30 protein-coding genes are annotated in these 24,046 nt (G+C 64.0%); 11 read left to right on the forward strand and 19 right to left on the reverse strand.

All coding sequences use genetic code 11. The features are described 5' to 3' along the window. Positions 1 to 4: 4 nt before the first annotated feature. The 5 genes from D3227_RS12535 to D3227_RS12555 all read left to right on the forward strand — a co-directional run bounded on the left by D3227_RS12535 (position 5) and on the right by D3227_RS12555 (position 2,971). A complete protein-coding gene (locus D3227_RS12535) occupies positions 5 to 1,015 on the forward strand; it encodes an NAD(P)H-dependent glycerol-3-phosphate dehydrogenase (RefSeq protein ID WP_120014556.1) in 1,011 nt (336 codons plus the stop codon). Positions 1,016 to 1,040: 25 nt separating this feature from the next. Next, the gene (locus tag D3227_RS12540) at positions 1,041 to 1,337 is read left to right on the forward strand and encodes a YciI-like protein (protein ID WP_120014428.1); all 297 of its coding nucleotides are present in this window, start codon (positions 1,041 to 1,043) and stop codon (positions 1,335 to 1,337) included. A 26-nt stretch (positions 1,338 to 1,363) separates the two neighbouring features. Next, positions 1,364 to 1,789 (forward strand): EVE domain-containing protein, encoded by a 426-nt coding sequence (locus D3227_RS12545; RefSeq protein WP_120014429.1) that lies wholly within the window; start codon positions 1,364 to 1,366, stop codon positions 1,787 to 1,789. Continuing rightward, positions 1,744 to 2,442, forward strand: a complete 699-nt coding sequence (locus tag D3227_RS12550; protein WP_208646365.1) for a class I SAM-dependent methyltransferase — start codon at positions 1,744 to 1,746, stop codon at positions 2,440 to 2,442. The genes D3227_RS12545 and D3227_RS12550 overlap by 46 nt, the downstream gene beginning before the upstream one ends. 106 nt (positions 2,443 to 2,548) lie before the next feature. Further along, complete coding sequence (locus tag D3227_RS12555; RefSeq protein WP_120014431.1) at positions 2,549 to 2,971, forward strand: DUF1761 domain-containing protein; 423 nt, start codon at positions 2,549 to 2,551, stop codon at positions 2,969 to 2,971. An 87-nt stretch (positions 2,972 to 3,058) separates the two neighbouring features. Here D3227_RS12555 and gcvA read toward each other — a convergent pair whose 3' ends face one another. Next, positions 3,059 to 4,009, reverse strand: a complete 951-nt coding sequence (gene gcvA, locus D3227_RS12560) for a transcriptional regulator GcvA (protein WP_120014432.1) — start codon at positions 4,007 to 4,009, stop codon at positions 3,059 to 3,061. Positions 4,010 to 4,172: 163 nt separating this feature from the next. Here gcvA and D3227_RS12565 point away from each other — a divergent pair, with 163 nt between their 5' ends. After that, positions 4,173 to 4,421: a hypothetical protein gene (locus D3227_RS12565; RefSeq protein WP_120014433.1), complete on the forward strand. Its 249-nt coding sequence runs from the start codon at positions 4,173 to 4,175 to the stop codon at positions 4,419 to 4,421. 79 nt (positions 4,422 to 4,500) lie between these two features. On the opposite strand, the gene D3227_RS12570 is transcribed toward D3227_RS12565, so the two are convergent. Continuing rightward, a complete protein-coding gene (locus tag D3227_RS12570) occupies positions 4,501 to 5,034 on the reverse strand; it encodes a L,D-transpeptidase family protein (protein WP_208646366.1) in 534 nt (177 codons plus the stop codon). Positions 5,035 to 5,181: 147 nt separating this feature from the next. Here D3227_RS12570 and D3227_RS12575 point away from each other — a divergent pair, with 147 nt between their 5' ends. Beyond that, a complete protein-coding gene (locus D3227_RS12575) occupies positions 5,182 to 5,865 on the forward strand; it encodes a response regulator transcription factor (RefSeq protein ID WP_006201134.1) in 684 nt (227 codons plus the stop codon). Positions 5,866 to 6,087: 222 nt separating this feature from the next. Further along, positions 6,088 to 6,543: a cyclic nucleotide-binding domain-containing protein gene (locus tag D3227_RS12580; RefSeq protein WP_120014435.1), complete on the forward strand. Its 456-nt coding sequence runs from the start codon at positions 6,088 to 6,090 to the stop codon at positions 6,541 to 6,543. Positions 6,544 to 6,566: 23 nt separating this feature from the next. On the opposite strand, the gene D3227_RS12585 is transcribed toward D3227_RS12580, so the two are convergent. From D3227_RS12585 to D3227_RS12600, 4 genes are all read right to left on the reverse strand, one after another. Then, complete coding sequence (locus tag D3227_RS12585) at positions 6,567 to 7,373, reverse strand: exodeoxyribonuclease III (RefSeq protein WP_120014436.1); 807 nt, start codon at positions 7,371 to 7,373, stop codon at positions 6,567 to 6,569. Positions 7,374 to 7,577: 204 nt separating this feature from the next. Further along, the gene (locus D3227_RS12590) at positions 7,578 to 8,258 is read right to left on the reverse strand and encodes an outer membrane lipoprotein carrier protein LolA (protein ID WP_120014437.1); all 681 of its coding nucleotides are present in this window, start codon (positions 8,256 to 8,258) and stop codon (positions 7,578 to 7,580) included. 150 nt (positions 8,259 to 8,408) lie between these two features. Beyond that, the gene (locus tag D3227_RS12595; RefSeq protein WP_120014557.1) at positions 8,409 to 11,072 is read right to left on the reverse strand and encodes a DNA translocase FtsK; all 2,664 of its coding nucleotides are present in this window, start codon (positions 11,070 to 11,072) and stop codon (positions 8,409 to 8,411) included. A 440-nt stretch (positions 11,073 to 11,512) separates the two neighbouring features. Next, on the reverse strand, positions 11,513 to 11,788 hold the full coding sequence (locus D3227_RS12600) for a hypothetical protein (RefSeq protein ID WP_120014438.1): 276 nt from the start codon (positions 11,786 to 11,788) through the stop codon (positions 11,513 to 11,515). A 3-nt stretch (positions 11,789 to 11,791) separates the two neighbouring features. Between D3227_RS12600 and D3227_RS41090 the strand changes: the two genes are divergently transcribed. After that, positions 11,792 to 12,052: a hypothetical protein gene (locus D3227_RS41090; RefSeq protein ID WP_147377597.1), complete on the forward strand. Its 261-nt coding sequence runs from the start codon at positions 11,792 to 11,794 to the stop codon at positions 12,050 to 12,052. A 71-nt stretch (positions 12,053 to 12,123) separates the two neighbouring features. Here D3227_RS41090 and D3227_RS12605 read toward each other — a convergent pair whose 3' ends face one another. The 3 genes from D3227_RS12605 to tesB all read right to left on the reverse strand — a co-directional run bounded on the left by D3227_RS12605 (position 12,124) and on the right by tesB (position 15,052). After that, positions 12,124 to 13,554, reverse strand: a complete 1,431-nt coding sequence (locus tag D3227_RS12605) for an ammonium transporter (protein ID WP_120014439.1) — start codon at positions 13,552 to 13,554, stop codon at positions 12,124 to 12,126. Positions 13,555 to 13,585: 31 nt separating this feature from the next. Beyond that, positions 13,586 to 13,924 carry a P-II family nitrogen regulator gene (locus D3227_RS12610; RefSeq protein WP_023800571.1) on the reverse strand — a complete coding sequence of 113 codons (339 nt, stop codon included), beginning with the start codon at positions 13,922 to 13,924 and terminating at the stop codon, positions 13,586 to 13,588. Positions 13,925 to 14,188: 264 nt separating this feature from the next. Further along, positions 14,189 to 15,052 (reverse strand): acyl-CoA thioesterase II, encoded by an 864-nt coding sequence (gene tesB / locus D3227_RS12615; RefSeq protein WP_120014440.1) that lies wholly within the window; start codon positions 15,050 to 15,052, stop codon positions 14,189 to 14,191. Positions 15,053 to 15,167: 115 nt separating this feature from the next. Between tesB and D3227_RS12620 the strand changes: the two genes are divergently transcribed. Further along, complete coding sequence (locus tag D3227_RS12620) at positions 15,168 to 16,430, forward strand: ubiquinone biosynthesis hydroxylase (RefSeq protein WP_120014441.1); 1,263 nt, start codon at positions 15,168 to 15,170, stop codon at positions 16,428 to 16,430. A gap of 161 nt (positions 16,431 to 16,591) precedes the next feature. On the opposite strand, the gene D3227_RS12625 is transcribed toward D3227_RS12620, so the two are convergent. The 3 genes from D3227_RS12625 to D3227_RS12635 all read right to left on the reverse strand — a co-directional run bounded on the left by D3227_RS12625 (position 16,592) and on the right by D3227_RS12635 (position 17,872). After that, positions 16,592 to 17,119, reverse strand: coding sequence for a hypothetical protein (locus D3227_RS12625; protein WP_120014558.1), 528 nt, complete (start codon positions 17,117 to 17,119; stop codon positions 16,592 to 16,594). A 172-nt stretch (positions 17,120 to 17,291) separates the two neighbouring features. Further along, the gene (locus D3227_RS12630) at positions 17,292 to 17,648 is read right to left on the reverse strand and encodes a YciI family protein (RefSeq protein WP_120014442.1); all 357 of its coding nucleotides are present in this window, start codon (positions 17,646 to 17,648) and stop codon (positions 17,292 to 17,294) included. Next, a complete protein-coding gene (locus D3227_RS12635; RefSeq protein WP_120014559.1) occupies positions 17,645 to 17,872 on the reverse strand; it encodes a hypothetical protein in 228 nt (75 codons plus the stop codon). Before D3227_RS12635 ends, D3227_RS12630 begins: the two co-directional genes overlap by 4 nt. Before the next feature lie 215 nt (positions 17,873 to 18,087). Here D3227_RS12635 and D3227_RS12640 point away from each other — a divergent pair, with 215 nt between their 5' ends. Continuing rightward, positions 18,088 to 18,513, forward strand: a complete 426-nt coding sequence (locus D3227_RS12640) for an OsmC family protein (RefSeq protein WP_120014560.1) — start codon at positions 18,088 to 18,090, stop codon at positions 18,511 to 18,513. Positions 18,514 to 18,580: 67 nt separating this feature from the next. Here the strand turns inward: D3227_RS12640 and D3227_RS12645 are convergent, their stop codons facing one another. From D3227_RS12645 to D3227_RS12675, 7 genes are all read right to left on the reverse strand, one after another. After that, complete coding sequence (locus D3227_RS12645) at positions 18,581 to 19,222, reverse strand: YceH family protein (protein ID WP_120014561.1); 642 nt, start codon at positions 19,220 to 19,222, stop codon at positions 18,581 to 18,583. Between the two features lie 220 nt (positions 19,223 to 19,442). Next, on the reverse strand, positions 19,443 to 20,222 hold the full coding sequence (locus D3227_RS12650) for a succinate dehydrogenase iron-sulfur subunit (protein ID WP_120014443.1): 780 nt from the start codon (positions 20,220 to 20,222) through the stop codon (positions 19,443 to 19,445). Further along, a complete protein-coding gene (locus tag D3227_RS12655) occupies positions 20,222 to 20,659 on the reverse strand; it encodes a DUF3052 family protein (RefSeq protein WP_120014444.1) in 438 nt (145 codons plus the stop codon). The genes D3227_RS12650 and D3227_RS12655 overlap by 1 nt, the downstream gene beginning before the upstream one ends. A gap of 2 nt (positions 20,660 to 20,661) precedes the next feature. Beyond that, positions 20,662 to 22,497: a succinate dehydrogenase flavoprotein subunit gene (gene sdhA / locus D3227_RS12660; protein ID WP_120014445.1), complete on the reverse strand. Its 1,836-nt coding sequence runs from the start codon at positions 22,495 to 22,497 to the stop codon at positions 20,662 to 20,664. Positions 22,498 to 22,499: 2 nt separating this feature from the next. Then, positions 22,500 to 22,895 (reverse strand): succinate dehydrogenase, hydrophobic membrane anchor protein, encoded by a 396-nt coding sequence (sdhD, locus tag D3227_RS12665; protein WP_006202213.1) that lies wholly within the window; start codon positions 22,893 to 22,895, stop codon positions 22,500 to 22,502. 2 nt (positions 22,896 to 22,897) lie between these two features. After that, positions 22,898 to 23,317, reverse strand: a complete 420-nt coding sequence (gene sdhC / locus D3227_RS12670) for a succinate dehydrogenase, cytochrome b556 subunit (protein ID WP_120014446.1) — start codon at positions 23,315 to 23,317, stop codon at positions 22,898 to 22,900. A 237-nt stretch (positions 23,318 to 23,554) separates the two neighbouring features. Further along, positions 23,555 to 23,917, reverse strand: a complete 363-nt coding sequence (locus D3227_RS12675; protein WP_120014447.1) for a hypothetical protein — start codon at positions 23,915 to 23,917, stop codon at positions 23,555 to 23,557. Positions 23,918 to 24,046 lie beyond the last annotated feature (129 nt).

Here is a 24,046-nt window from a genome sequence, read left to right on the forward strand (position 1 = left end):
GGGCATGATCGGCGGCGAGAATAGGGCGCCAAGCGGCTGGCGCGTTGCCGTGCTCGGCGGCGGCGCCTGGGGTACCGCGCTTGCGCTGGCCATGCTGCGCGCCGGCCATTTCGTCCGCCTCTATGCGCGCGACCCGGAGACCGTCGCCGCGATCGACCGGGGCGAAAATCCACGCTATCTGCCGGGTATTGCGATCGAGCCGGGCATCGTGGCGACCAGCGACATCAAGGCCGCGCTCGACGGCGCCGACTGCGTGCTGGCGGTGGCCCCGGCGCAGGCGCTGCGCGCCATGCTGGCCGCCGCAAAGGACCATGTGCCAAATGCCGTGCCGCTGGTTCTCTGCGCCAAGGGCATCGAGCGCGACACCGGTGCGCTGCTGTCGGCGATCGTCGAGAACATCCTTCCGACCAATCCGGTTGCTGCCTTGTCCGGCCCGAGTTTTGCCACTGACGTTGCGCGCGGCCTGCCGACGGCAGTGGTGGTCGCGGCCCGCGACGCAGATCTGGCCGCCGACCTTGCCGCCCGCTTTTCGGCAGAAAACCTGCGCTGCTATTCGAGCGACGACCTCATCGGCGTCGAGATCGGCGGCGCGCTGAAGAATGTCTTTGCCATTGCCGCCGGTGCCGTCACCGGTGCCAGCCTCGGCGCCAGCGCCCAGGCCGCCATGGTGACGCGCGGCTTCGTCGAATTGCGCCGCATCGGTGCGGCCTTCGGCGCCAGGCCGGAGACGCTGATGGGGCTTTCGGGCCTCGGCGACCTCTTGCTGACTTGCTCGTCGGCGCAGTCGCGTAATTTCGCCTATGGACTGGCGCTCGGCCAGGGCAAGCCGCTCTCCGGCCTGCCGCTCGCCGAAGGCGTACCCACGGCGGCAATCGCCGCCCGGATCGCCGCGGAGCGCCAGATCGATGCGCCGATCATCACCGCCATCGCCGCCATACTGGACGGCACGGTTACGGTCCGACAGGCTGTGTCGGCGCTGATGACGCGGCCGCTGAAGACCGAAACCGACATATAGTCTCGAACAAACCGGAGCTCAAAAGATGCTGTTTGCGTTGATTTGCAAGGACAAGCCGGGCAGCCTGCAGGTGCGCCTCGATACACGGCCCGAGCATATCGCCTTCCTGGAAGGGCTGAACGGCGACAAGAGGCTCGCCTTCGCCGGCCCGTTCCTCGATGCCGACGGCAAGCCGAACGGCAGCCTCGTCGTGGTCGAAGCCCCGGACCTGGCCGGCGCCGAGACGCTGTCGGCGGCCGATCCCTATGCCAAAGCGGGCCTGTTCGAGAGCGTCGAAATCCGCCAGTGGAACTGGACCTTCAACAAGCCGGCGGCTAGTTGATTACAGGCCGCACGGAGGAGCAAAGCATGAACTACTGGTTGTTCAAATCCGAACCCTCGGTCTTCTCCTTCGAGGCGCTGAAGGCCAAGGGCAAGGCCGGCACGCAGTGGGACGGCGTGCGCAATTACGCGGCGCGCAACAACATGAAGGCGATGCAGATCGGCGATCTCGGCTTCTTCTACCATTCCAATGAGGGGCTCAACATCGTCGGCATCGCCGAGGTCTGCGCGCTGGCGCATCCAGACAGCACGACCGATGACCCGCGCTGGGAATGCGTCGACATCCGCGCCGTCAAGGACGTGCCGAACCCACCGACGCTCGAGCAGGTCAAGGCCAATCCCAAGCTCGCCGAAATGGCACTGGTCCGGCTCGGACGGCTTTCCGTGCAGCCGGTGACGCCGGCCGAATGGAAGGAAGTCTGTCGCATGGGCGGGCTGACGCCGACTCCGTGACAGTCCTCACCCCGAAGAGTGCGAAGAGATTCATCCTCGACAACACGGCGCTGATGGCGCCGCCGCACGTGCCTGAAATTCTTCTTCACCTGGCCGACGAAGCCCATGACCTCTGGCTGCGAACGGAGGACGAGCTGGCGGCGATCGGCCTGCCGCCGCCCTTCTGGGCCTTCGCCTGGGCCGGTGGTCAGGGTCTTGCCCGCTATGTGCTCGACCATCCTGAGACCCTGCGGGGCAAACGCGTACTCGACTTCGCGTCCGGCTCCGGCCTTGTCGCCATCGCCGCCGCCAAGGCCGGCGCCATGAAGGTGACCGCCGCCGACGTCGACCCGTTCTGCGCGACGGCGATTGCCCTCAACTTGGAAGCCAACGCAGTCGAGGTTGAATTCCTCGGCACGGATTGCATCGGCAGCGATGCCGGATGGGATGTCGTGCTGGCCGGCGACGTCTTCTACGACAAGCCCTTCGGCGACAGGCTGACGCCATGGTTCACGGCACTGAAGGCGCGCGGCGCGGAAATCCTGATCGGCGATCCCGGCCGCTCCTATCTGCCCGGGACGGGACTGGAGCCGCTCGGCGTCTACGAAGTGCCGGTGACCCGCGCGCTGGAGGACGCCGAGGTCAAGCGCACGACCGTCTGGCGCCTTGCTTGACGCCGCCGCCGAACAGGCGTTCCATCCCGCATCGGTTCAAAGAATATGCATGTCGTTACCCCAAAGCCGCTGCACACTTTGGGCGACATACATCCGGAGGGGGAACATGGATTTTTCGGCAGTGAACTGGCTGGCGGTGATCGTCGCCGCCGTGGTGGCGTGGCTGTTCGGCGCCGCCTGGTACATGGGCTTGAGCAAGCCCTGGCTGAAGGCCACCAGGCTCGATCCGGCGACGATGAAACGCTCGCTGCTGCCCTTCATCATCTCCTTCATCGCCGAACTGATCATGGCGCTGGTCATGGCCCTGGTCGTCGGCGCGATGACCGGCGGCGAACCGACCCTGGTGGCCGGGCTGGTCTTCGGCTTCGTACTGTGGCTGGGCTTCGTCGCCACGACGCTGTCGGTCAACCACCGTTACGAAGGCTTCGGCTGGGATCTGACCCTGATCGACACCGGCCACTGGCTGGGCGTGCTGCTCCTCATCGGCGCGGTGATCGGCTGGTTCGGCGCGCCGGTGGTCGCCGGCTGAGCCTTGGTTGGGCGGGCCGTTGATCGGCAAGCAATTCCAGGAAAAGTGTGAAACGGGTTCCGTCCGGAATTGCGCCCAAACAAAGAGCTAAAGCTGGTCCCAGCTTTGGCGTGTCGGGTCCGGCTGGGGATTGTGGACTTCGTTCAGGATCCAGTCCTTGAAGGCCACGACCCTCGCGTCATTAGCGGATGCGACCGGATAGACCAGGAAATAGGCGAATTCGGGCGCGACCTTGATGCCCAGTGCGAACGGCCGCACCAGCCGGCCTTCGGACAGGTCGTTGGCCACCATGGCGAAATCGGCGAGTGCCACCGCATTGCCGTCGAGCGCCGCTTGCGTTGCATCGGTTGCGGAGCCGAAGACAAGGGTGCGGCTGTCGTCGAAATCGTCGACGCCCGCCGCCGCCATCCACATGCGCCAGTTCGGCCAGGTGACGCCCTGGCGGGACCATTCGATATGGGCGAGCGTGTGCTGGAACAGGTCGCGTGGCTCCTTCAGCGGCGGCCCGGACCGCAACAATGCCGGGCTGCAGACCGGAATGATGACGTTTTCAAACAGCCGCTCGGCGCATAGTCCCGGATATTTGCCGGCGCCGAAACGGATGCCGATGTCGACGTCGTCGCGGTCGAAGTCCCTGACATCGTAGGTGATGTCGAAGCGCAGTTCGATGCCCGGCTTCTGCCGGCGGAAATCGTCGATACGCCGCATCAGCCATTTTGTCGCGAACTGCGCGTCCAGCGTGATCTTCAGCAGCGCCGTTCCGCGCGTCGTCTTCTGCGCCCGCGAAACCGCCCGGCCCAGCAGGTCGAGCGCGTCGGTCGCGGCGTCGAACAGCACCGTGCCGGCCTCGGTCAGCCGGATGGTGCGGCTGGTTCGCGTGAACAGCACCAGGCCGAGCTGGTCCTCGATTTCCTTGATCTGATGGCTGACCGCGGCTGGCGTCAGCCCGAGCTCGTCGGCGGCTCGCGTGAAATTGAGATGCCTGGCCGCCGCCTCCAGCGTCCTCAAGGCACGAGTTCCCGGCAGCAGGCGGGCCATCAGGACGAGACCGATTCGGGCGGGGTCATGGTGCTTCGATCCTCAAAGAAAACTTGATGATGAGAAAAGAACTACTCGTTTCCCCCTTAGATTTCAATCCTGCATGATGTGACCATCGAAACACCATCAAACCGGATTTGATATCCGGAGAACGGATGACACCATGTCCCACATCGCTTTGAGATCACCAACCGCCCGCCCGACATGGCTCAGCGCTGCGCTTGATTGGCTCCGCCACACCAGGGTCGCGGTTCGCCTGCCGGACCAGACCATCGAGGATCTTTCGGATCGTCAATTGCGCGACATCGGCGCCGAACGGAAGGATGTCGCGCGCGCCATGGACCGGGAGCTAGGCCGGTTGGGCCTGCTCGACACTGGCTGGCAGAAACCGGGACGACGTATAGGGGAGTAAGTGCGTAGGGCAGTAAGGCAGTAGGGGAAGTTAGAGCGGCACCGACGCTTATCCCCTACTGCCCTACTGCCCTACTGCCCTACCGAACCACCCTCACCACCGTCCTATCCGACAGCAACGGCAAAAGCCGCGCCATGGTTTGCGCCGTCACCGCCACGCAGCCTTGCGTCGGCGTGAAGCCCGGCCGCGCCAGATGGAAGAAAATGGCGCTACCGCGCCCGCGCCGCCGTGGCGCAATGTTCCAGTCGAGCACCAGGCAGGCATCATAGAGCCGATCGGTACGCCGCATCCGCTCGTGGCTGGCGCCATAGGGGATTTTCACCGGGCGATTGTAGTTGCGGTCGTCCGGCACCTCGCACCAGCCGAGATCGGGGCCGATCAGCGCCATCGCCAGCCGGGTCCTGCGGCCGCCGGAAAACTGATCCCCACGAAAATAACCGGACAGGATCCGCATGGGGCCAAGCGGCGTAGCGCCATCGCCTTCGCGCTTGTTGGCTGAAATGCCACCGCGCCCCAGGGCGCAGGCAAACACCAGGCGGCCGGCCTGCAAAAACCCCTGACTGGGGTTGCCAGGCCTGGCGCGCACGCTGAGAACGCGCAGCCCTTTTGGCAAAAATGCGCCGGCTGCATTGCATGGACGTTTTTTCTTGTATGATCGTGTCACGGAACAAATCACTGTGATCGGCTGTTCTGTCGGTCAGCTTCCGCATAAACGGGGGGCGGTCAACTGAATTTTCTTTTCAAAACAACGGATTGATCCATGACCTCACGCACCATTCTGATCGTTGACGACGATGACGACCTGCGCGGCACACTCGTCGAGCAACTGGCCCTCTACGAGGAATTCGACGTCCAGCAGGAAGCAACGGCCGCAAAAGGCGTCGCTGCGGCCCGCGGCGGCCTCGTCGACCTGCTCATCATGGATGTCGGCCTGCCCGACATGGACGGCCGCGAGGCCGTGAAAATCCTGCGCAAGGGCGGCTACAAGGCGCCCATCATCATGCTGACCGGGCACGATACCGATTCCGACACGATTCTCGGTCTCGAAGCCGGCGCCAACGACTATGTGACCAAGCCGTTCCGCTTTGCGGTACTGCTTGCCCGCGTCCGCGCCCAGCTGCGCCAGCACGAGCAGAGCGAGGACGCCACCTTCTCGGTCGGCCCCTACACTTTCAAGCCGAGCCAGAAGCTCCTGATCGACCAGCGCGGCGCCAAGGTGCGGCTGACCGAAAAGGAGGCCTCGATCATCAAGTATCTCTACCGCGCCGACCAGAAGGTGGTGACGCGCGATGTACTTTTGGAAGAGGTCTGGGGCTACAATTCCGGCGTCACCACGCACACGCTGGAAACCCACGTCTACCGTCTGCGCCAGAAGATCGAGCGCGATCCTTCCAATGCCGAAATTCTTGTGACAGAAAGCGGCGGCTACAAGCTGGTTCCTTAAACTTTTCATGATCCAATGAGCGGTCGGGCGGGACCGCTTTCGGGTGCGATCCTGATGCTGGAGGGTGGTAGGATCGACTCCGAAACGCATCGGCCAAAGATCGGAATCGATTTTTGGAAAGCATGGTGCGTAGATTCAGGATGTTGGAGCGTCCTTTGCGTATCCAATGGGATGCGGCGCTCTAAGGGAGGGATTGGACTGACCGCTCGGGGACTTAGCTAGATGGCGCTGGATGACGACATCCGTATCCTGTCCGCCGTGAGGCTCTTCGAGGGCTTCACGCAGGAACAGCTGCGCCTGCTCGCCTTCGGCGCCGAAACCACGCTGCTGCAGGCGCACCACAAGCTCTACCGCGAGGACGACGTGGCTGATTCGGCCTATATCGTGGTCAGCGGCCGCATCGTGCTCTATCGCGAGCAGAATGGCGACCGCATCCCCATCAACACGGTTGGTCCGGGCACCATGTTGAGCGAGCTGGCGCTGATTGCCGACACCAACCGGCTGACCAGCGCTTCCGCCGAGATCGATTCGGAAGTGCTGCGGCTCAGCCGCAAGATGTTCCGCCGCATCCTCGAAGAATACCCCGAGATCGCGGTGCAACTGCACCAGCGCATCCTGGAGGATTTTCAGGCGTTGATCCGTCGCATCGAGGAGCTGGCGCCGCGCTTTGCGGGGTAGGTTCGACTATGCGCCGACCACGCCTACTCTAAATCAAATCGCGCAATCACAGGCACATGGTCCGAGGGTCTTTCCCAACCGCGCGCCGGCCGCAGGATTTCATAGCCGGCAAAATGCTCGACCAGGTTCGGCGACGACCAGACGTGGTCGAGCCGGCGGCCGCGGTCCGATGCCTCCCAGTCCTGGGCGCGATAGCTCCACCAGGTGTAGAGCTTCTGCTCCTGCGGGACGGTGAGCCGCATCAGATCGACCCAGTCGCCGGCGCGCCGCATCGCCTCGAAGCTTTCCGTCTCCACCGGCGTGTGGCTGACGACCTTGAGCAACTGCTTGTGCGACCAGACATCGTGCTCGAGCGGTGCGATGTTGAGGTCGCCGACCAAGATCGAGCCGGACATTTCATCATGTTCGGCGCGAATGGCGTTCATCTCGGCGACGAAATCGAGCTTGTGCCTGAACTTGCGGTTGATCTCCGGGTCGGGCTCGTCGCCGCCGGCAGGGACGTAGAAATTGTGCAGCAGGATCGCCTTGCCGCCGGCCCGCACGGTGACCGACAGATGCCGGCTGTCATCGATCTCGCAGAAGCGCCGCTTCTCGACCACTTCGATCGGACGCCGCGCCACCGTCGCGACGCCGTGGTAGCCCTTCTGGCCGTGGAAGGCGATGTGCCCGTAGCCAAGCTTGCGGAAAGCCTTTTCGGGAAACAATTCGTCGGGAACTTTCGTCTCCTGCAGACAGAGCACGTCAGGAGCCTGCTCGATAAGCAGGCGCTCGACGATCGGCATGCGCAAGCGAACGGAGTTGATGTTCCAGGTGGCGACGGAAAAGGGCATGCGATGGATCCGGGACAGCGCAAGACCCGCCACAGCCGGACAGGCTCTGACGGATGATGACGCCTTTTTGAAAGAGTCCGTCCCGGACCCTGCCAGCCGCAGCCGGCAAAGACAAGCCGGGCCGTGCTTGAAGCCCGGCTCAGGCTGCGGTCGGGGTTCGCCAAGATTCAGGTCAGACCGGCCTCACCTGAATAACGGCGTAACCTAGCGCGTCTTGGTGTTCAACTCGCGGTTCGCGGTATAGTCGATAGCGAAGGTGTCGGGGGCGAAGCTGACGCCTTCCTTGACGTTGAAGATCATCACCGTCGTGTCCTTGCCCTGCGCGTCGGTGATGGTCCACTGGCGCAGTTCGTAGGATTTCGGATCGAACATCATGGTGATCCTCGCATTGCCGAACACCGATTTGTCGGAGAGCTGGATGGTCGTCAGGTCGTCCTCTTCCTTGACGCTTTTGACGCGGTTGCCGGAGAGGTCGATCCTGTCGTCGAGCAACAGCTTCAGCGGCGTCTTCGACAGCGGATAGAGGTCTGACGTCTTCAGCTTCTTGTTGAGGATGACCACCGATTTGCCGTCGGAAATCACCCGGAAATTCGACGATCCGTCATAGTTGAAGCGGATCTTGCCTGGACGTTCCAGGAAGAACTTGCCGCCGGTCTGCTCGCCCTTCGGCCCGAACTGCACGAATTCGCCGGACATCGATTTGACGGACGAAAAATGGTCGGCGATCTTCTGTGCCGCCGGCGGAACCGCGGCTTGCGCCGATGCCAGCAGCTGGAAACCGGGCACGACGTTGATGGCTGCGGCACCCGCAAGGACCATGCCGAGGCCAAGCACCTGACGGCGGGTTGGGGCAAAATCGCTATTGGCGAAAAATGAGTTTTTCATGCCGGTCACTCTCGTCTGTTGCGTATGTTGTAGCAGTCCGTGGACCCCCAGTTAGGCTTAAGTTTGGCGGGTCGCACAGCGCTCAGTCGCTTCAACGCGCCGGAAGGTTCAAAGGTTGCTCGCAGGCGCTGCGCAGCGCCTGCCGGCGCATCAGAACTTGTCGTCCTCCGTCGGCACAAGGATCTCGCGCTTGCCGGCGTGGTTGGCCGGGCCGACAATGCCTTCCTTCTCCATCTTCTCGATGATCGAGGCGGCGCGGTTGTAGCCGATGCCGAGCCGGCGCTGGATGTAGCTGGTTGAGGCCTTGCCGTCGCGCAGCACCACGGCCACCGCCTGGTCGTAGGGATCGTCGGAATCCTCGAAATTGCCGCCACCGCCGCCGCCGGACCCGCCTTTGCCGGACGGCTCATCGTCGTCGTCCTCGCCATCGTCCTCGGTGATGGCGTCGAGATACTCAGGCACGCCCTGCAGCTTCAGATGGGCAACGATCTTCTCGACCTCGTCGTCCGAGACGAACGGCCCGTGCACGCGCTGGATGCGGCCGCCGCCGGCCATGTAGAGCATGTCGCCCATGCCGAGCAGCTGCTCTGCGCCCTGCTCGCCCAGAATGGTTCGGCTGTCGATCTTCGACGTCACCTGGAAGGAGATGCGGGTTGGGAAGTTGGCCTTGATCGTGCCGGTGATGACGTCGACCGAGGGACGTTGCGTGGCCATAATGACATGGATGCCGGCGGCGCGTGCCATCTGCGCCAGGCGCTGCACGGCACCCTCGATGTCCTTGCCGGCGACCATCATCAGGTCGGCCATCTCGTCGATGATGACGACGATGTAGGGCATCGGCTCGAGATCGAGGTTCTCCGTCTCGTAGATCGCCTCGCCGGTCTGGCGGTCGAAGCCGGTCTGCACCGTGCGGGAAATCTTCTCGCCCTTCTTCTCCGCCTGCTGGACGCGTGCGTTAAAACCGTCGATGTTGCGCACGCCGACCTTCGACATCTTGCGGTAGCGATCCTCCATCTCGCGCACGGTCCATTTCAGCGCCACCACCGCCTTCTTCGGATCGGTGACGACCGGCGTCAAAAGATGCGGGATGCCGTCATAGACCGAGAGTTCCAGCATCTTCGGGTCGATCATGATCAGCCGGCAGTCCTGCGGCGTCAGCCGGTAGAGCAGCGACAGGATCATGGTGTTGATGGCGACCGACTTGCCGGAGCCGGTGGTGCCGGCGACCAGCACGTGCGGCATCTTGGCGATGTCGACGATGACAGCCTCGCCATTGATGGTCTTGCCGAGCGCCAGCGCGAGCTTGGCCTTGGTGGTCTCGAAATCGCGGCTGGCCATGATTTCGCGCAGGTAGACCGTCTCGCGCTTGGCGTTCGGCAGTTCGATGCCGATGGCGTTGCGGCCGGGCACGACGGCGACGCGGCAGGCGATCGCGCTCATCGAGCGGGCGATGTCGTCGGACAGGCCGATGACGCGCGACGATTTGATGCCGGGCGCGGGCTCGAGCTCGTAGAGCGTGACCACCGGCCCGGGACGGACATGGATGATCTCGCCCTTGACGCCGAAATCCTCCAGCACGCCCTCGAGCAGGCGGGCATTCTGCTCCAGCGCGTCCTTCGACAGGCTGGCGTCGCGCACCACGTTCTTCGGTTCGGACAGGAAATGCAGCGACGGCATTTCGAACGTTTCCGAGCCGATCAGCGAGGTTTGCGCCTCGCGCTGGATGCGGGCGCCGGCCACTGGACGCGGCGCCGGCGCCTCGACGCGGGTCGCGGCATCGGAGCGGAAGTTCTGCACCTTGGCGGTCGGGGCGGCGCGGCGCTGGATGGGCTCCTCGTCGGCAAAATCCATGTCGGCGTCGTCATTGTCGAACACGTCGTCATCGTCCGGGTCGACGGAAACGCTGCGGTCGTTGACCATGGCGGCGAAGAATTCCGGCTCGACGCGGGCGCGGCCGCCCGGGCTCATCCGCGCCTCGGCATATTCAGCCGATTCGACGCGCTCGGCGGCGCGGCGCCAGGCAGTGGAGCGCTGCTCCATCTCCGGCTCGAACTCGTCGCGCTCCTGCTGGCGGCGCACGGCGCGGCGATGCATCCAGGCGCGCAGCGACAGCCACCAATGGGTGATGGCGCCGAGTGCCAATATGCCTTCGTCGCCCTCATCCTCGTCATTGTCGAAGAGCAGGTCGTCCTCGCGCGGATCGGCGGCGGGCGCTGGCTCGAGCACCGCGAAGCCGTTCTTGCGCGCGATCAGCGCCGAGCCATAGGCAAACAGCCACAGCGCCGGCGCGGCAAACAGCACGGCAAGCACGCTGGCGAAGAGACCGGTCGGATAACCGCCGATGACCAGGCCGGGGATCTTCAGCACCATGTCGCCGAACACGCCGCCGAGCCCGGTTGGCAGCGGCCAGGTCTTGGGCGGTGTCACGCAGCCGGCGATAGCCGCCGCAACCAACGCGAAGCCGAACCAGGCGAGCCCTCGCTTCGGCAACCTGTCGACGCCGCGCGCGGAAAACAGCAGATAGCCCCAGATCACCGTCGGCACCAGGGCGGCGACCGCGGCAAGACCGAAGAACTGCATGGCAAGGTCGGAGAAGACCGCGCCCGTATAGCCCATGGCGTTGGTGACGATGTTGGCGGTGGCGTGGGAAAAGCTCGGATCGGCGACGTTCCAGGTGGCGAGGCTGGCGATGCCGAAGGCAACGAACACGAACAGGGCGACGCCGACCAACCGGCCGATCTGGCGCCGCGCGAATGCCTGGATGCCGTGCCCCGTATCGGTCAGCGCGAGCGGTGCTGAAGCCCCTGAACGCATGCCTCGTTCCCCGTCTGTCATGGACTGGCCGGGCGCAACACGCACTCCGGCAGATTCGGATGCCAGACTATCGGTGGGAAGGTTAAGGCCGCATTAACTATAAGAAGTTGAGGCGGCCAAAGTGCATCACCGTGAGTTGCGGACGCCTGCCGGAGCCCGCCTTTCCGAGCCGGACACGTCGACGCAAAAAAGCCTCGCGAGCCGGAGCCAGCGAAGCCTTTCTTGAGGAGGGCGAAAGTGGGATTTGGCCCTCCGCTGATCCGGGGGTGGGATCGAGGCGCAAGCTAGCCGACAAACGATGCGCCTGTGGAATCACTCTGAATCACATTCGCTTGAAGCCTAGCAGGCCGGATCCATACCAACAAAAAAGTGGCGGACCCGCGAGCCCGCCATCGCTTGCTTGGAAAGATCAGGTCCGCGCGGGCCTGATCCTTGCCATCTCAGTTCGCGCCGCCGAGCGCCTGCAAATTGGCGCAGAATTCGGCATGCGGCTTGCTCATCGCCGCATCCTGGCATTCCTTCATCATCGCGTCCTGCTTGTCCTTGGCCATCGAGTCCCAGGCAGCCTTGAACTCGGCCTTGGGCTTCATGGTCTTCATGCCGCTGTCGACGAAGAACGGCGCCATGTTGTCCGGTGAGTCGAGAGCGCCGGCGAACGACACACCGCTGACCATGGAAAGAGCAAGCGCGCCAATGCAGATATTCCTGATATTCATGAGATGGTTTCCTTCCCTGTTGTTCGCGAGCGCCCAAGCGGACGATCGCCACCCCAGTTCGGAACCGACCCGGCCGATGTTTCAGGCCGGATGCCTGAAGATGCGCCCGATCAACTGATTGTGATCGAGCCGCCGGGATTGGCGGCAGGCCGGCATCTAGAGCAATTCCAGGAAAAGTGTGCAGCGGTTTTCCGTCCGGAATTGCGCAAAAACAAAAGGTTAGACAAAAAAGAGGCCCGGACAAGTCCGGGCCTCAATGCGTGAGCCCTTTTCGGGAGCGTCACGACGGGATGGGAGGATGCAGGGCGGCGCAAACCGCCCGGCACTGGCGAGGCTTACGAGTGATAGGCCGCTTCGCCATGCGAGGTGAGGTCGAGACCTTCGCGCTCTGCGTCGGCGGTCGGACGCAGACCAACGATCATATCGACGATCTTATAGAGGATGGCGCTGCCGATACCCGACCAGAGCACGGTCACAAGCACGCCTTTGCCCTGCGCCAGCAACTGGGTGGCCGTTCCGGCATAGCCGGCGGCGAAGTCGGCCGTCGAATAGTCGACGATGCCGGCACCGCCGAGGGCGGGGTTGACCAGGATGCCGGTGCCGAGCGCGCCGATGATGCCGCCGACGCAGTGGACGCCGAAGACATCGAGGCTGTCGTCATAGTCGAACGTGTTCTTCACCACCGAGACGAAGAAGTAGCAGACGCAGGTGGCGACGATGCCGAGCACGATGGCACCCATCGGCCCGGCAAAGCCGGCAGCCGGCGTAACGGCGACGAGGCCGGTCACCGCGCCCGACACAGCGCCGAGCATGGAGGCCTTGCCGCGCAGCAGCGATTCAAGCACGATCCAGGTCACTGCCGCCGCCGCCGTGGCGACGAAGGTGTTGATCATGGCCAGCACCGCATAGGCGTTCGCTTCGAGGTTCGAACCGGCGTTGAAGCCGAACCAGCCGACCCACAGCAATGAAGCGCCAACCATGGTGAGCGTCATCGAGTGCGGCGCCATGATGTCCTTCTTGTAGCCGATGCGCTTGCCGATCATGAGCGCGCCGACGAGGCCGGCGATGCCCGCATTGATGTGAACGACCGTGCCACCGGCGAAGTCGATGGCGCCGAAGCTGAAGATCAGCCCGGACGGATCGGAATAGGCGCTCGGACCACCCCAGAACCAGACCATATGCGCGATCGGGAAGTAGACGAAAGTGACCCAGAGGATGACGAAAAGGATCAAGGCGGAGAATTTGACGCGTTCGGCGAAGGCGCCGACGATCAGCGCGGGCGTGATGCAGGCGAAGGTCATCTGGAAGACGACGAACACCAGTTCAGGGATGGCGACGCCCTTGGTGAAGGTTTCCGACAGCGTCGATACGCTGACACCGGAGAGAAGCGCTTTGGAAAGGCCGCCGACGAAGGCGTTGCCGGCGGTGAAGGCGAGGCTGTAGCCGTAGAAAACCCAGATGATCATGACCACGCTGGTGATGGTGAAGACCTGCATCAGCACCGACAGCATGTTCTTGGTACGAACCAGGCCGCCATAGAAAAGGGCAAGGCCCGGAATGGTCATCAACAGCACCAGCACGGTGGAAATCATCATCCATGTGGTGTCGCCCTTGTCGACGGTGAAAGCGGGGGCTGCCGGCGCCGCCGCGGCGACGGCGGGAGCCGCTTCCTGCGCCAGCGCGGCGACCGTGCCCAACGCTCCGAGCGCGAACGAGCCCAGCAGCGCTGAGCGCGCCGCCGACTTCAAGGTGGAAGGTATGTTCATTGAACTCTCCATTGGAATACGTGCTCGCTGCTCAAAGCGCGTCAGTGTCTGTTTCGCCGGTGCGGATGCGCACGGCCTGGTCGATGCCGAAAACGAAGATCTTGCCGTCACCGATCTGGCCGGTCTTGGCCGCCGCCGTGATGGCTTCGACGGCCTTGTCGACCATGTCGAGACCGACCGCGACTTCGATCTTGATCTTCGGCAGGAAGCTGACCGCGTATTCCGCCCCGCGATAGATTTCCGTATGTCCCTTCTGACGCCCGTAGCCTTTGACTTCGGTGACGGTCAGGCCCTGGATGCCGACTGCGGTGAGCGCTTCGCGCACCTCGTCGAGCTTGAACGGCTTGATGATAGCCATCACGATTTTCATAAGGTTTCACCCTTTGCTGTTGCGGGTCCCCCGCGTTTGCACGACTTCGCCGATCCCAATGAGAGCCGGAGAGTGCCCGCTAGGATTCAAGCTCCGTGCCAATTGCCGAAGCAGCCTGTTAACCTGTTGTAAACAAAGAGATTGGAGGCCGTCGGACGGCAGGCCGTGCACAGTCACAGCATTGTCACTGATTAAAAAATAGGCAATTTTCTGAAAATGCCTATTCGACAGGCCGAAGCTGGATGCGACCGCTTCCTGTCCTGCTCAACGCTTGAGCCGGATCAGCCCTTCCTGGGCAACGGAGGCGATCAGCGTGCCGTCGCGGGCAAACAGCGAGCCGCGCGTGAAGCCACGCGAGCCTTGCGTCGACGGGCTGTCCTGCGTGTAGAGGATCCAGTCGTCGAGCGGATGGCTGCGGTGGAACCACATGGCGTGGTCGAGGCTGGCCGCCTGGATGTCGCGGTCGAAGATGGCGCGGCCATGCGCGAAGGTCGATGTATCGAGCAGCGTCATGTCGGAGAGATAGGCGAGCACCGCCGCCTGCGTTGCACGGTCGGCCGGCACCGGTCCGGTCGTGCGGATCCAGATGTTCTGCTCCGGTTCCAGCTTCTCGCGGCTTGTATAGTGCTTCAGCATCACCGGCTTCATCTCGATCGGCCGGTCGCGGTCCCAGTAGCGCTTGATGCCTTCCGGAACCGCCTCGCCGAACTTGCCGAGCAATTCGCGCTGCGACAGCAGGCTGTCGGGCGCCGGCACGTCCTGCGGCATCGGCACCTGATGCTCGAGACCGATCTCGTCCTGCTGGAACGAGGCTTCCAGCGAAAAGATCGCCTGGCCGTGCTGGATCGCCACGACCCGGCGCGTGGTGAAGGAGCCGCCGTCGCGGATGCGGTCGACCTCGTAGACGATCGGCACCGTGGTGTCGCCCGGCCGCATGAAATAGCCATGCAGCGAATGCACATGGCGCTCGGCCTCGACCGTGCGCTGGGCGGCGACCAGCGCCTGGGCGATGGTCTGGCCGCCGAAGACGCGCTGCCAGTCGAGCTTGGGGCTGCGACCACGGTACAGGTTGTGTTCCAGCTGCTCGAGGTCGAGAATGCCGAGAAGCTCGTCCATGGCCGCCGTCATGTTTCGCGCTCCATCCGCGGAAGTGTTATGGCGGTTTCCGACAGGAATCGCGGGCAGTCAAGGCCGAATGGCCGGACATGGCCGGCCAGAGCCAGGGCCACGAAAGGAATTTGTCATGGTTGACCGCAAGGCGGATGCAAAAAACCGGGCCTCGCTCGACGTGCTGGTCGCCGGCGCCGGCTATGTCGGCCTGGCCAGCGCCGTGGCGCTGAAGCAGGCGCGTCCGAGCCTCGCCGTCGCCGTGGTTGACGCCGCGCCCGCCGGCGTCTGGCAAAGGGACGGCCGCGCCTCGGCGATCGCTGCTGCCGCCTGCCGCATGCTGGAGCAGCTTCAGGTCTGGAACGAGATCGCACCGGAGGCGCAGGCGATCACCGACATGATCATCACCGATTCGCGCGCGTCCGATCCGGTGCGTCCGGTGTTTCTCACCTTCGACGGCGAGGTCGCGCCCGGCGAGCCTTTCGCGCATATGGTCGCCAACAAGGATCTGAACGGCGCCTTGCGCCGGCGCGCCGAAAAGCTCGGCATCGACATCATCGAGGGCCTAGCCGTCAGCGCCTTCGACACCGACGGCGCCGGCATCACCGTGCACCTGGCCGACGGCGCGACGCTGAAGGCGCGGCTGCTGGTCGCCGCCGACGGCGTCAGTTCGAAGCTGCGCGACATGGCCGGCATCAAGACTGTGAAATGGGAGTATGGCCAGTCCGGCATCGTCTGCACCGTGGCGCATGAGCGCCCGCACAATGGCCGCGCCGAGGAGCATTTCTTGCCCGCCGGCCCCTTCGCCACACTGCCGCTCAAGCCGGACAGCAACGGCACCAACCGCTCGTCGATCGTCTGGGTCGAACGTTCCGAGGATGCGCAAAAACTGGTCGACGGCGACGACCTCGCCTTTGAACACGAACTCGAGCAGCGTTTTGGCCTGAAGCTCGGCGCGATCCACGTCGCCGACAAGCCACGCGCCTGGCCGCTTGGCCTCACCCTTGCCCGCGCCTTCGTCGCGCCGCGCATCGCGCTTGCGGGCGACGCCGCCCACGGCATCCACCCGATCGCCGGCCAGGGCCTCAATCTCGGCTTCAAGGATGTGGCCGCGCTTGCCGAAGTGGTGGTCGAGGCCGACCGCCTCGGACAGGACATCGGCGCGCTCGACGTGCTTGAGCGCTACCAGCAGTGGCGGCGCTTCGACACCGTGCAGATGGGCATCACCACCGATGTGCTGAACCGGCTGTTTTCCAACGACATCGGCCCGCTGCGCACTGTCCGCGACATCGGCCTTGGCCTCGTCGAACGCATGCCCAAGCTGAAGGATTTCTTCATCCGCCAGGCATCGGGACTCTCGGGCGACACGCCAAGGCTGTTGAAGGGTGAAGCGATCTGATCCGTGTCAAGCACATGCCAGGGTGTGTTGAGATTCAGGTCAGGCCGAGTCGAGAATGGTGGTTTCCGAGAACCGGAGCGGAGCGTACTTAACGTACGTGAGCCCCGGAAGCGCAGGAAACCGCCATTCGCAGGCAGGCATCACCTGAATATCAGCACACACTAGTTCACCTCGAAGCCCAGCTTCTGCCTTAGCCGCAGAATGCGCTGGTCGGCTATCTCCAGGCTTTTCTCGCCGCCCTGAGCCGCGCGGTTCACCATCTGCAGCAGATCGTTTCGCTCGGCCACGTCGAGACGTTCGCGCAGGAACGGCGCCAGCTTGTCGATGACGATCGTGGTGTCATCGATCTGTGCCGCCGCCCATTTGGCATAGACCACTGCCTCGTCAGTCTTCTTCTTGTCGGCGATCTCCAAGATCACCGAGCGGATAACGGCTTCGCGCTGCGGCAGCACGGGGCCATTCTCGGAGACGATGGCGGTGATCAGCGTGGCGGCGGCCACCACCGGATCGTCGATTGCCGTCAGCGGCGACAGCGCCGCCTGCTTGCGCAGCTTCTTGCGCCGGATGCTGCCTTGCACGCGCCCGACGACGTCCGCGACCTCGCGCGCCGCGTCGTTCATGGCCTTCATCCGGTACCACCAGAATGCGGCCGCCCCCAACACACCAAGGATAGCAAGCAGGAAAGGCATGTCGAAATCCCCCAAACCCGCGGCGAGGATAAGAGAAGTGTCGCCTTGCTTCAACACTCTAGAGTTGCGACTGCGAAGAAATCCGAGGCGTTCCATTCAGGCATTTTAGATACCGCAATCGGACTACGCGGTTTCAGGTCCCGGCCGCAAGAGTGGGAGCAGGATGCCGGGGCTATGACCCCGGCACGTTGTAGATCGCGCGGACTTCGATCGTGCCGAGTTCGGCCAGAGGAATGTTGCCGGCGATCTCCAGCGCCTCGTCGAGATCGTCGGCCTCGATCATGACGAAGCCGAGCAGTTGCTCCTTGGTTTCGGCGAAGGGACCGTCGGTGACCAGCCGCTTGCCCTTGCGCCGCCGTACCGACTTCGAAGTCTTCACCGATTGCAGCGCCTGCGCGATGATCAGCTTGCCTTGCTGGTCCAATGACCTGTCATAGGCCAGCGAATCGGCGTCGAGCTTGGCCGACCCCTCGGCGGTGAGCGCGTAGAGGTCTTTTTCCTCGCCATAGACCAGGCAGACATATTTCATTTCCGGCTCCCTTGCTGTGACGAACCATAGGATGCGGTGACGACGCTGTCAGCGGCGCCTTTGACTGTCGCCGCATGATCGAGAAGCCATGCCGCGACAGCGATGATCGCGATCGCCGCCAGCAGCCGGCCGAGACCGGAAGGCGGCGGATGCAGCCAAAAATCTTCCGGTCGCCCGGCCTTGCGGCCTGGCCTCTTCCATAGGGCGAAAAACAGATTGTCCATCTTGAACCTCCATCCGGCCACGAACCCATGGCCGCCCGCAGGACGGGCGAGGCGAATGGAAGTCGACATTTTTGCACGCACATTTTTTTCAGAATAATTTTCGCCGCCGCCGACATTGTATGACCGCTCGCGGTGGCCTTCGCGCGCGCGCGCGCTATAGTCCGAAGGAACGCCGCCGCCCGGCCGGCGCAACCACGACAATCAAGGAGGACTCCATGGACCGCACCGCAAACGCCGTCTGGCAAGGCAATCTGAAAGAGGGCAAAGGCACGCTCGACAGCCAGAGTGGGACCTTGAAGGGCACGCCCTATTCGTTCAAGGCGCGCTTCGAAGACGAGAGCGGCAAATCCGGCACCAACCCCGAAGAGCTGATCGCCGCCGCCCATGCCGGCTGCTTCGCCATGCAGTTCTCGCATTTCCTGGCCGAGAACGGCACGCCCGCCGACCAGGTCGACGCCAAGGCGGTTGTGACGCTGGTTCCCGGCACCGGCATCACCGGCAGCGCTCTTACGGTGGTCGGCAAGGTGCCGGGCATCGATGAGGCGAAATTCCAGGAATTGGCCGAGAAGGCCAAGGCCGGCTGCCCGGTGTCGAAGGCGCTCGGCGCCATCAATGTATCGCTGGACGCCAAGCTTGGCTGAAACGAGGCAACCTTGTGTTGGGAAACGCCGGCCTCGGGGCCGGCGTTTTCGTTTGCAGGTTGATCGTTCAGGAGCGTCCTTCGTCGGTCAGGGCGTCGATGCGTGCGCGCAACTGCGCAAGCTCTTCTTCGAGTGCCTCGACCCGCGCTTCCAGGTCCGAGGCTGGCGAAGACCGCTGTACGGAGGTCACTGCCGCAGGCATCTGCACGGCTCCGCTCAACAGGTGCGCATAGCGCTCTTCGCGCTGGCCGGGTCCGCGCTCGAGCAGCACGACGAGCGGCGGCCTGCGGCCGATCAAGAGGTCGAGATCGGCGCGAAGCGCCTCGATCGACGAAAACCGCGCCATGCGTTCGGCCCGCGCCAGCAATTCATAGGCCGTCTGCGGCCCGCGCAGCAGCATCAGGCCAAGCACCGCGATCTGCGAAGAGGTGAGCGAAAAGCGCTGCGCCACGGTGTGCTCGTAGCGCTCGACGCGTGAGGCGAAGGCCCGTCTGACCAGGCCTTTCTGCTCGAGCTGGCCGAACGCCCTTGCGATCTCGGCGAGCTCCAACGCCATCACCGGCTCGCGCGCCGTCTTCTGGTTGGCGGCCGCATGCGCGGCATTAAGCGTCAGCGGATAAATATCCGGCGTCAGCTCCTTCTTCTCGATGAGGCAACCGAGCACACGGACTTCGGCGGGTGCGAGGATGGGAAGGTCAGTATCGGTCATGGGGTCAGCTATCCTTTTGATGCCGGAGGGACAGCACCCCTCTGTCCTGCCGGACATCTCCCCCGCAAGGGGGAGATCGGGAGCTTCAGCGCTGTCCATCCACTCTTGCAACGTTGGAGCTTAGCGAAGGCCGGAATAATGGCCAATCTCCCGCCTTGCGGGGGAGATGTCCGGCAGGACAGGGGGGTGTGAAGGATCGCTACGGACGACAATCTCGCCGCTAAACCCGCCGCTCCACCATCATCTTCTTGATCTCGGCGATCGCCTTTGCCGGGTTCAGCCCCTTGGGGCAGGTCTGGGCGCAGTTCATGATGGTGTGGCAGCGATAGAGGCGGAACGGGTCCTCGAGATTGTCGAGCCGTTCGCCCTTGGCCTCGTCGCGGGAATCGATCAGCCAGCGATAGGCCTGCAGCAGCGTCGCCGGACCGAGATAGCGCTCGCCGTTCCACCAGTAGCTCGGGCACGAGGTCGAGCAGCAGGCGCACAATATGCATTCGTAGAGCCCGTCGAGCTTCTCGCGATCCTCATGGCTCTGCAGCCATTCCTTGGCCGGTTCCGGCGACACCGTCTTCAGCCACGGCTCGATCGAGGCATGCTGGGCGTAGAAATTGGTGAGGTCCGGCACCAGGTCCTTGACCACCTGCATATGCGGCAGCGGGTAGACCTTGACCGCACCGGAAATGTCGTCGCAACCCTTGGTGCAGGCCAGCGTGTTCGAGCCGTCGATGTTCATGGCGCAGGAGCCGCAAATGCCCTCGCGGCAGGAGCGGCGCAGCGTCAGCGTCGGATCGATCTTGTTCTTGATCCAAAGCAGCGCGTCGAGCACCATCGGCCCGCAATCGTCCATGTCGACGAAGTAGGTGTCGATGCGCGGGTTCTCGTCATCATCCGGCGACCAGCGGTAGATCCGGTACTCGCGCAGATTGGTGGCGCCCTCCGGCTTCGGCCAGGTCTTGCCCTGCTGGATCTTCGAGTTCTTGGGGAGCGTGAGTTCGACCATTACCTGCGGTCCTTTCGGATGACGAGCTTCAGCCCGGACCAGATCTCGTTGACGGCAGCGACCTTGACGTCGACAAGGTCGCGCTTCAGCGCCTCGGCGCGGATGACGTCCTCGGTGATGTCCGTCCGCACCTTCGATGCCTTCTTCGGCCACGAAACCCACACCATGCCGTCACGCTTGATCGCCGCCTCGACATCACCAAGGCGGTCCTCGATCTCGGCGCGCTGCCGGGTGAAGGCGTGGACGGCGTCATATCTTTGATGACTGCCCGAAATCGCCGACCAATCGGCCAGCCGATTGACTTCGGCGAAGTCGACGGCATCGGCCAATTCATCGAGCTCCGATGGCAGCGCGATGAAAGCGGCGACCATCCCGTCCTTCAGGCCGAGCTTGGCCGGAAGGGGCGTGCCGGAATATCCTGCGGCCGCCGGCGCCATGGTCAGTACACCCTGGCCTTCGGCGCGATCTTGGCGAGGTCGATGCCGCCGTCCTTTTCCGCCAGCAGCGGTTCTGTGTGCACGGGACGGTAGCTGAGCGTCACCTTGCCGGTCTCGCTCAGCTGGGCCAGCGTGTGCTTGCGCCAGGTTGCATCGTCGCGCGCCGAGAAATCTTCCCGCGCATGCGCCCCGCGGCTCTCCTTGCGCGCCTCGGCGCCGTAGACCGTGGTGATCGCGTTGGCCATCAAATTCTCCAGCTCCAGCGTCTCAACCAGGTCGGAGTTCCAGATCATCGAGCGGTCGTACACCTTGATGTCCTTCAGCTCGCCCCAGATCTGCGAAATGCGCTTGCAGCCGTTCTCCAGCGACTCCTGCGTGCGGAACACCGCCGCGTCTTCCTGCATCGCCTTCTGCATCTTCTCGCGCAGCACGGCCGTCGGCGTAGAGCCGTTGGCGTGGCGCAGCCGGTCGAAGCGGTCCATGATCTTCCCGACCGAAGCTTCGTTGGGCGCGGGGATCGCCGACTTGCGATCGATGACCTGGCCGGCCCGGATCGCCGCCGCGCGGCCGAACACCACGAGGTCGATCAGCGAGTTGGAGCCCAGCCGGTTGGCGCCGTGCACCGAGGCGCAGCCTGCCTCGCCGACTGCCATCAGGCCGGGCGACACCTTGTCCGGGCTCTTCGCCGTCGGGTTGAGCACCTCGCCCCAATAATTGGTCGGCACGCCGCCCATATTGTAGTGCACCGTCGGCAGCACCGGGATCGGCTCCTTGGTCAGGTCGACGCCGGCGAAGATCTTTGCCGACTCCGAAATGCCGGGCAGCCGCTCATGCAGCACCGCCGGATCGAGGTGATCGAGATGCAGGAAGATGTGATCCTTCTTCTTGCCGACGCCGCGACCCTCGCGGATCTCCAGCGTCATGCAGCGCGAGACGACGTCGCGCGAGGCAAGGTCCTTGGCCGACGGTGCGTAACGCTCCATGAAGCGCTCGCCCTCGGAATTGACAAGATAGCCGCCCTCCCCGCGCGCGCCCTCGGTGATCAGGCAGCCGGCGCCATAGATGCCGGTCGGATGGAACTGCACGAACTCCATGTCCTGCAGCGGCAGGCCGGCGCGAGCGGCCATGCCGCCGCCATCGCCGGTGCAGGTGTGCGCCGAGGTGGCCGAAAAATAGGCGCGGCCGTAGCCGCCGGTCGCCAGCACCACCATCTTGGCCGAAAAGCGATGGATGGTGCCGTCGTCGAGGTTCCAGGCGACGACGCCGGTGCAGGTGCCGTCCGGCTCCATGATAAGGTCGAGCGCGAAATACTCGATGAAGAACTGGGCATTGTTCTTCAGCGACTGGCCGTAGAGCGTGTGCAGGATGGCGTGGCCGGTACGGTCGGCGGCGGCGCAGGTGCGCTGCACCGGCGGGCCCTCGCCGAAATTCATCATGTGGCCGCCGAACGGCCGCTGGTAGATCTTGCCCTCTTCGGTGCGCGAGAACGGCACGCCGTAATGTTCGAGTTCATAGACGGCAGCCGGCGCTTCGCGCACCAGATACTCCATGGCGTCGACATCACCCAGCCAGTCCGATCCCTTGACGGTGTCGTACATATGCCACTGCCAGGAATCAGGACCCATGTTGGACAGCGACGCGGCAATGCCGCCTTGCGCCGCCACCGTGTGCGAGCGGGTCGGGAACACCTTGGTGATGCAGGCGGTGCGCAGCCCCTGCTCGGCCATGCCGAGCGTGGCGCGCAGGCCGGCACCCCCGGCGCCGACGACCACCACGTCGAACTTGTGGTCGACATAGGTGTAGCCAGCCGTGTTGGCGGTTTTCGCGTCCTTGGCCAACGTCAGCCTCCGAATGCCAGTTTGAGCAGGGCGAAGAGCGAGGCCACGCCGACCGCTATGGAAAAGAAGGTGTTGAGCGCGATCAGCGCCAGCTTCATGCCCTCGCCATGCACGTAGTCCTCGATGATGACCTGCATGCCGAGCCGCATATGGTAGAGCCCGGAGATCAGCACCAGCGCCAGGATCAGCGCCACGAACGGATTGGCGAGCGCTGCCCGCACCTCGGCATAGCCGGCGCCGTTGAGCGCGATCAGGAAGCCGACGAAAAACAGCGTCAGCGGGATGTTGGCGATTGCGGTAAGGCGCTGGCGCCAAAAATGCTCGGTGCCCTCGCGGGCCGAGCCAAGACCACGGACCTTGGCCAGCGGCGTGCGCATGTCGGTATTCTTGCCGCTCATGGTCAGGCTCCCCGCGCCATGTAACCGGCGATCCAGATCAGCAGCGTCAGCGCGATCGAGCCGGCCAGCGTCGCCCAGGCGATCTTCGACGCTGTGTGCTTCTCGAGCCCGGCGCCGGTGTCCCAGACCAGGTGACGTACGCCACCCAGCATGTGGTGCATCAAGGCCCAAGTGTAGCCGAACAGCACCAGCCGCCCCAGCCACGAGCCGAGGGCCCAGTTGACGAGATCGAAGGTGGCCTCGGTGCTTGCCGCCGCCATCAGCCAGAGCGCCACCAGCAGCGTGCCGAAATAGAGCGCGCCGCCGGTGATGCGATGGATGATCGACATCGTCATGGTGATCGGCGGCCGGTATACGGTCAGGTGCGGCGAAAGCGGCCGTTCACGTCTGGCAGTTGCGCGGGTGGCTGGTGATTTGCTCATGGCTCCCCCAGTTCGGCGTCGCTCAAGCCCCAGGCGGAAATGCGGCATTGCCGCTTCCGGATGCGACTTCGGACAGCCGGTTTCTAATGCTCTTTTTGCACCGCGTCAAAGCCAGAAAATCGTTTTGGAAACGTCATTTAGTCTGACAAATCGGCGGTCTTTTGCTTCAATCGATTAGGGCACCGGCTCGAAGCCGGCGCAACGTTCGCTGCAGTGCGGTATACCGATTGCACTGCATTACCGTGTGCATGTCAGCGGCGTCTCTCCGCCCTTCATCACCAGCGCGTCGCGACCGTCGATCACGATTGCGTCATGTGCGATGCCGAAGCGGCTGTTTTGGTTGGCGGGCGAGGCCGGCAGATCTTCGCTCGTGCCGTCGGGATCGAGCACGCGCAGCGAGGTGCCAAGGTTCTCGATGGTCATCCTGCCGCCGTCGGCGCAGTTGTAGGTCGCGGTGCGCGGCTGCGGTGTAGACAGATCGGCGGCGGTGGGTGCGACGGCATTTCCAGCCTTCGGCGCGCTGTTTTGCGGCACGCAGGCCGCTACGTCCAAGAGCAGCAAAACCAACGGCGCTACCCGAAATGTCCGGCGTAACGCCATATGCTGTCCTCCCGCGCGGCAAGCTAGCCGCCATGTCTTGCCAAGATCAAGCCCGCCTCACGTCAATCCGCTTGCGAAGCCCGGTGCGATGGTGCGGGCAAGCATGGCCGAAAGATGGCTGCCGGCCGC

It is taken from the genome of Mesorhizobium waimense, from assembly GCF_003601975.1.
Taxonomy (GTDB): Bacteria; Pseudomonadota; Alphaproteobacteria; order Rhizobiales; family Rhizobiaceae; genus Mesorhizobium; species Mesorhizobium waimense.

Coding starts and splice junctions, on each gene's coding strand:
- D3227_RS12535 (WP_120014556.1), top strand. CDS start 5: ATGATCGGCGGCGAGAATAGGGCGCCAAGCGGCTGGCGCGTTGCCGTG.
- D3227_RS12540 (WP_120014428.1), top strand. CDS start 1,041: ATGCTGTTTGCGTTGATTTGCAAGGACAAGCCGGGCAGCCTGCAGGTG.
- D3227_RS12545 (WP_120014429.1), top strand. CDS start 1,364: ATGAACTACTGGTTGTTCAAATCCGAACCCTCGGTCTTCTCCTTCGAG.
- D3227_RS12550 (WP_208646365.1), top strand. CDS start 1,744: ATGGAAGGAAGTCTGTCGCATGGGCGGGCTGACGCCGACTCCGTGACA.
- D3227_RS12555 (WP_120014431.1), top strand. CDS start 2,549: ATGGATTTTTCGGCAGTGAACTGGCTGGCGGTGATCGTCGCCGCCGTG.
- gcvA (WP_120014432.1), bottom strand. CDS start 4,009: ATGGCCCGCCTGCTGCCGGGAACTCGTGCCTTGAGGACGCTGGAGGCG.
- D3227_RS12565 (WP_120014433.1), top strand. CDS start 4,173: ATGTCCCACATCGCTTTGAGATCACCAACCGCCCGCCCGACATGGCTC.
- D3227_RS12575 (WP_006201134.1), top strand. CDS start 5,182: ATGACCTCACGCACCATTCTGATCGTTGACGACGATGACGACCTGCGC.
- D3227_RS12580 (WP_120014435.1), top strand. CDS start 6,088: ATGGCGCTGGATGACGACATCCGTATCCTGTCCGCCGTGAGGCTCTTC.
- D3227_RS12585 (WP_120014436.1), bottom strand. CDS start 7,373: ATGCCCTTTTCCGTCGCCACCTGGAACATCAACTCCGTTCGCTTGCGC.
- D3227_RS12590 (WP_120014437.1), bottom strand. CDS start 8,258: ATGAAAAACTCATTTTTCGCCAATAGCGATTTTGCCCCAACCCGCCGT.
- D3227_RS12595 (WP_120014557.1), bottom strand. CDS start 11,072: ATGCGTTCAGGGGCTTCAGCACCGCTCGCGCTGACCGATACGGGGCAC.
- D3227_RS12600 (WP_120014438.1), bottom strand. CDS start 11,788: ATGAATATCAGGAATATCTGCATTGGCGCGCTTGCTCTTTCCATGGTC.
- D3227_RS41090 (WP_147377597.1), top strand. CDS start 11,792: ATGGTTTCCTTCCCTGTTGTTCGCGAGCGCCCAAGCGGACGATCGCCA.
- D3227_RS12605 (WP_120014439.1), bottom strand. CDS start 13,554: ATGAACATACCTTCCACCTTGAAGTCGGCGGCGCGCTCAGCGCTGCTG.
- D3227_RS12610 (WP_023800571.1), bottom strand. CDS start 13,924: ATGAAAATCGTGATGGCTATCATCAAGCCGTTCAAGCTCGACGAGGTG.
- tesB (WP_120014440.1), bottom strand. CDS start 15,052: ATGACGGCGGCCATGGACGAGCTTCTCGGCATTCTCGACCTCGAGCAG.
- D3227_RS12620 (WP_120014441.1), top strand. CDS start 15,168: ATGGTTGACCGCAAGGCGGATGCAAAAAACCGGGCCTCGCTCGACGTG.
- D3227_RS12625 (WP_120014558.1), bottom strand. CDS start 17,119: ATGCCTTTCCTGCTTGCTATCCTTGGTGTGTTGGGGGCGGCCGCATTC.
- D3227_RS12630 (WP_120014442.1), bottom strand. CDS start 17,648: ATGAAATATGTCTGCCTGGTCTATGGCGAGGAAAAAGACCTCTACGCG.
- D3227_RS12635 (WP_120014559.1), bottom strand. CDS start 17,872: ATGGACAATCTGTTTTTCGCCCTATGGAAGAGGCCAGGCCGCAAGGCC.
- D3227_RS12640 (WP_120014560.1), top strand. CDS start 18,088: ATGGACCGCACCGCAAACGCCGTCTGGCAAGGCAATCTGAAAGAGGGC.
- D3227_RS12645 (WP_120014561.1), bottom strand. CDS start 19,222: ATGACCGATACTGACCTTCCCATCCTCGCACCCGCCGAAGTCCGTGTG.
- D3227_RS12650 (WP_120014443.1), bottom strand. CDS start 20,222: ATGGTCGAACTCACGCTCCCCAAGAACTCGAAGATCCAGCAGGGCAAG.
- D3227_RS12655 (WP_120014444.1), bottom strand. CDS start 20,659: ATGGCGCCGGCGGCCGCAGGATATTCCGGCACGCCCCTTCCGGCCAAG.
- sdhD (WP_006202213.1), bottom strand. CDS start 22,895: ATGAGCGGCAAGAATACCGACATGCGCACGCCGCTGGCCAAGGTCCGT.
- sdhC (WP_120014446.1), bottom strand. CDS start 23,317: ATGAGCAAATCACCAGCCACCCGCGCAACTGCCAGACGTGAACGGCCG.
- D3227_RS12675 (WP_120014447.1), bottom strand. CDS start 23,917: ATGGCGTTACGCCGGACATTTCGGGTAGCGCCGTTGGTTTTGCTGCTC.